The following is a 3,826-nucleotide window of genomic DNA, read 5'->3' on the forward strand; positions in this document are numbered from 1 at the left end:
ACGACGGGGCCGCCGTGCTGGTCGGGTGCCTCGACGGTGCGGCGGCCGCGCTCGCCGCCGCGCTCGTCGGGCTGCCCGGAGTCCTGGCCCTCGGCTACGGCCTGGCGGTGGTCGTCGTGCTCGCCTGCGACGGCGCGTACCGGCCGCGGATCAGCACGTTCGTCGGGACGCGGGTGCCGCGCCTGGCGGTCGCGACCCTCCTGCCGTTGCCGGTGCTGGTCCTGCTCGCGGTCGGGCGGGTGGCGCCCTGGGCACCCGTGGCGACCGTCGCCGTGGCCGCCGTGCTGGTCTGCGTCTCGCGGGTCGCCGTCGGTACGGCGCAGCGGCGGCACCGTCGGCGGCGACCGGGGGAACCCGTCGTGGTCATCGGCGCGGGGCCGACCGGCCGGCACCTGGTCGGCGTGATGCGGGCCCGACCCGAGCTGGGGCTCCACCCGGTGGGCGTCCTGGACGATCCCGACCCGGCCGACCGACCGGGGGAGTGGGAGGGGCCGGGCGGGCCGGTGCCGCGGGGCCCGGTGTCCGACCTCCCCGGCCTGGTCACGCACCACGGCGTCCGACGCGTGGTCGTGGCGTGCGCCGCCGACGAGGGCGCCGCCGTCGCCGGCGGCGAGGTGGTACCGGACGGGCTGGAGGACGCCCTGTACACGGCGCGGGCGGCCGGCGCCCGGGTGTGGGTGGCCCCGCGGCTGCCGCGCTCCGGGCTCGACGTCCCCCTCGCACACCTCGACGACCTGTGGGGCACCACGCTCGTGCCCCTCCGCCCGGTCTCGGGCGGGGCCTCCGTCACGGGATGCGTCCACCGGGTGGGGGAGCTGGTGCTCGCCGTCGTCCTGTTCGCGCTGAGCGCGCCCCTGGTCCTGGCGGCCGCCGCGCTCACCGGCCCCGGCCGGCTCGCCGGCCCCGGTCCGGCCTTCTTCCGCCAGTGGCGGGTCGGCCGCGCGGGCGTGCCCGTCCGCGTGGTCAAGGTCCGGACCGTCGCGGGGGACGAGGAGGGTGGCTGGACGGTCCCCGAGACCCAGGTCACGGCGTGGGGACGGATGCTGCGCCGCACCCACGTGGACGAGCTGCCCCAGTTGCTCGGTGTGCTGCGGGGCGACCTGGCCCTGGTCGGACCCCGTCCCGAGCGTCCCGTCTTCGCCGCCCTGTTCGCGCGCACCGTGCCCGGCTATCTCGACCGCCTGCGTGTCCGCGCCGGCCTGACCGGGTGGGCCCAGGTCCACGGGCTGTGCGGCGACACCTCGGTCCCCGACCGCGCCCGCTTCGACTCCCAGTACGTCGCCTACCGGTCGGCGTGGCTGGACACCGTGATCCTGCTCCGCACCCTCGTCGCCCTGCCCGCCGCGTCCCCCCGGGGGCCGGCAGGAACGCCCGACACACCCGGAGGTCGTCCGTGAAGGTCCTGCACGTCATCACCGGTCTCGGCGTCGGTGGCGCCGAGCTGCAGCTGCGCTCCCTGCTGCGGCACACCCGCCACGAGGCCGACGTCGTCACCCTCTACAACCCGGGCCCCGTGGCGGACATGATCATTCGCGACGGCGGCCGGGTGCGCGACCTGGGGATGACCCGCAACACCGAGCTCCCCGCACTGCTCCACCTCGCCGCGCTCATGCGTCGGGGGCGCTACGACGTGGTGCACGTCCACCTCTACCGCTCGTGCATCTACGGGCGCCTCGCCGCCCGGCTCGCCGGCGTGCCCCACGTCGTGACCACCGAACATTCCATCGGGGAGACCCACCTCGAGCGCCGGCGCATGACGAGCGGCGTGCGGGCGCTCTACCTCGCCAGCGACGTCTGCTCCGACGTCACCATCGCGGTGTCCCCGGCGGTCCGGGACCGCCTGGAGCGATGGGGGGTGCCCTCCCGCAAGATCGAGATCATCCCCAACGGCCTCGACCTGGACCGGGTCGCCGCCGACCCCGTCGCCGGCGCGGAGGTGCGCGACCAGCTCGACCTGCCCGCGACGGCCACCGTCGTCGGCGTGCTCGGGCGCCTCGACCCGAACAAGCGCTTCGACATGGTGATCGCCGCCGCCGCGCCGCTGCTCGGACCGACGACCCGGTTGCTCGTGGTCGGCGACGGGGAGGAACGGGCGCACCTCGAGGAGGTCGCCCGCGCCAGCGGCGCCGCGCCCTGGGTGACCTTCGCGGGGGAGCGCCACGACGTGGCCGCCGTCCTGTCCGCGCTCGACCTCTTCGTCGCGAGCTCGGAGCAGGAGACGTTCGGCCTGTCGGTCCTCGAGGCCCTGACCAACGGCGTGCCGGCGCTCTACACGACCTGCCCCGCCCTGGACGGCATCCCGACCGACCGCGCCCGCCAGGTGCCCGGTGAGGTGGCCGGGATGCGGCAGGCGATCGCCGAGGAGCTCGCGTCCCCCCGCCCGCGCCGCAGCGAGCCCGCGGTGATGGCGCACTACGGGATGGCCGCGGTCGCCGACCGCATCGACACGCTCTACGAGCGGCTCGACGCCCGGCGCCGTCCGCTCACCGGCGTCACCGAGGTGCGGGCGGACGTCGTCCCGGCGCCCCGCGCGCCGGGCGTGCCGACGCCCCGCACCCTGGTGGGGGGCGCGTGATGCGGGCCCTGGTCACCGGCGCCGCCGGGTTCATCGGCTCCCACCTGGTCGAGCACCTCCTCGCGACCGGGCACGAGGTCGTCGCCCTCGACGACCTCAGCACCGGGTCGCCCGCGAACCTCCGGGCCGTGGCGAACGACCCGGCCCTGGCGTTCCACCGCGGCTCGGTGCTCGACACCGGCCTGGTCGACGACCTGGTGACCGGTACCGACACCGTCTTCCACCTCGCCGCCGCCGTCGGGGCGTTCGTCGTCCGGGACCGCACCGTCGAGGGCATCCGGGTGAACGTGCACGGCACCGACATCGTGCTCGAGGCCGCCCGGCGGCACGGCGCCCGGCTGCTGGTGGCCTCCAGCAGCGAGGTCTACGGCAAGAACACCAAGGTCGGGCTGCGGGAGGACGACGACCGCATCGTCGGCTCGCCGCTGATGCACCGCTGGTCCTACTCCGAGGCCAAGGCGCTCGACGAGAGCCTCCTGGCCGCCTCGGTGGAGGCCTTCGGCATGCACGGGGTGATCGCACGGCTGTTCAACACCGTCGGTCCGCGCCAGACGGGGCTGTACGGGATGGTCGTGCCGCGCTTCGTGGCCCAGGCCCTGGCGGGGGAGCCGCTCACGGTCTTCGGCACCGGCGAGCAGATCCGCTGCTTCTGCCACGTGCTCGACGTCGTGCCCGCCCTGGTCGCACTCGCCGCGTGCGACGAGGCCACCGGCCGCGCGGTCAACATCGGGCGGTCGGAACCGGTCAGCATCGCCGAGCTCGCGGACCGCGTCATCGCCCGCACCGGCTCCTCGAGCAGCATCGTGCGGCGCTCGTACGAGGAGGTGTACGGGCGCGGCTACGAGGACCTCCAGCGTCGGGTGCCCGACTGCGGACTCGCCCGGCAGCTGCTCGGCTTCCGGCCCACCCGCGACCTCGACGACGTCATCGACGCCGTCGTGGCCGACCAGCTGGGGCGCAGCGCGGCCGTCGCATGACCACGTCCCGCGGCTCCCGCCCCGCCCATCGAGAGAAGAGGGGCACGCATGCCGCTCCGACGCCTCGCCGCTCGCGTCTCCTGCTCGTCACGGTCGTCGTCGCGGTCGTCGTGGCCGCGGTCGCGGGGGTGACGGCCGTGGACGACCCCGGCGGGGGGACCCCCGGCCCCACCGCCTCCGCGAGCCCCGTGCACGACACGGTGATCGCCGCCATCCCGTACTGGAACCTCGGCCCCGGCGCCGCGGCGGTCGAGGCCAACCACGGCATCGTCGA

3 protein-coding genes are annotated in these 3,826 nt (G+C 75.9%); all 3 read left to right on the top strand.

The genetic code is table 11. From position 1 onward, the window contains the following. Window positions 1-1,397, top strand: a 1,397-nt coding sequence (locus tag AC0CYZ_RS32110) for a sugar transferase (RefSeq protein ID WP_472222402.1), incomplete at its 5' end; no start/stop codon positions are given. Then, window positions 1,394-2,575: a glycosyltransferase gene (locus AC0CYZ_RS32115; protein ID WP_472222404.1), complete on the top strand. Its 1,182-nt coding sequence runs from the start codon at window positions 1,394-1,396 to the stop codon at window positions 2,573-2,575. The genes AC0CYZ_RS32110 and AC0CYZ_RS32115, both read left to right, overlap by 4 nt. Beyond that, on the top strand, window positions 2,575-3,552 hold the full coding sequence (locus tag AC0CYZ_RS32120) for an NAD-dependent epimerase/dehydratase family protein (RefSeq protein ID WP_472222406.1): 978 nt from the start codon (window positions 2,575-2,577) through the stop codon (window positions 3,550-3,552). Before AC0CYZ_RS32115 ends, AC0CYZ_RS32120 begins: the two co-directional genes overlap by 1 nt. Window positions 3,553-3,826 lie beyond the last annotated feature (274 nt).

The sequence above is a fragment of the Actinomycetospora sp. genome (assembly GCF_055612215.1).

Excerpts from the sequence above, each read along its gene's own strand:
- AC0CYZ_RS32120 (WP_472222406.1), top strand. The coding sequence starts at position 2,575 with ATGCGGGCCCTGGTCACCGGCGCCGCCGGGTTCATCGGCTCCCACCTG.